Raw genomic sequence first — 807 nt, 5'->3', positions numbered from 1 at the left:
AATCGCTCAAGCAGAGCGCGTACCATGACCGTGGCAGGCGCGCGTTCAGCAAACCGGTTGAGAACATCATCAAACATCGGTTGTCAACTCCAACTCTAGAAATAATATCCATATTATACAATGAGTTGCATCACCTTAAAAGGGCTGGAGGCTTTGGAGCAATACTTCCCCGAGTTCCTGGCTCTCCTGTTCCCAGCCATCCACGCCGAGATCGACTGGACCCAAGGCGTACAGTTTCTCGACAAGAAGTTCCAGCAGATCGTGCGCGAAAAAGCCAATCCGGAGAAGAAGCTGATGTGGGCGGTTGGGGCGGCCTCAGCGGTCACCGAACATGCCGCCAACTGGACATGCCGCCAACTGGGCTGCCCGACTAGACTCAAGAGCCCGTTCAGGGTAGCTTGTGAAATAACCACCAGCGATTCCAAGCCTCAGCTCGCGCAAGAATTGATGAACTCCGACCACGATCAACGCATTACTTTCAACCCTCGCCAATGTGGTGGACGGCCCTGCATTCGCGGCATGCGTATTCGCGTCGCCGACATCCTGGAGATGTTGGCACAAGGAGTCGAGGTCAAAGAGATCCTCGCCGACTTCCCCGACCTGGAACCTGAAGACATCAATGCCTGCCTGCATTACGCAGCCAAGCGGTCCGACATCCCAAGACTGGCTGCATGATCTTTCCTGATTATTAACATGCCTCAGCCATTTTCAGGAGACGGTGTGGCATCGGTGGAGTTCGCACGGCAGCCCATCCAAGGCGCGGGAGCATGGAGGCCAGATCAAATCGGCGATTGAAGCGATAGCAAA

The 807-nt window shown here is 54.9% G+C and carries 1 protein-coding gene and 1 pseudogene; one reads left to right on the top strand and one right to left on the bottom strand.

The genetic code is table 11. The features are described from left to right. Nucleotides 1-120: 120 nt before the first annotated feature. On the top strand, nucleotides 121-675 hold the full coding sequence (locus CKO36_RS20670) for a DUF433 domain-containing protein (protein WP_476705518.1): 555 nt from the start codon (nucleotides 121-123) through the stop codon (nucleotides 673-675). A gap of 13 nt (nucleotides 676-688) precedes the next feature. Here CKO36_RS20670 and CKO36_RS19280 read toward each other — a convergent pair. After that, nucleotides 689-807, bottom strand: a pseudogene (locus CKO36_RS19280) (IS1595 family transposase); the annotation flags it as partial.

The sequence above is a fragment of the Rhabdochromatium marinum genome (genome assembly GCF_016583795.1).
In the GTDB taxonomy this organism is placed as follows: domain Bacteria; phylum Pseudomonadota; class Gammaproteobacteria; order Chromatiales; family Chromatiaceae; genus Rhabdochromatium; species Rhabdochromatium marinum.
The sequence above is the reverse complement of the archived record's forward strand: the minus strand, read 5'-3'. Positions and strand labels throughout refer to the sequence as shown.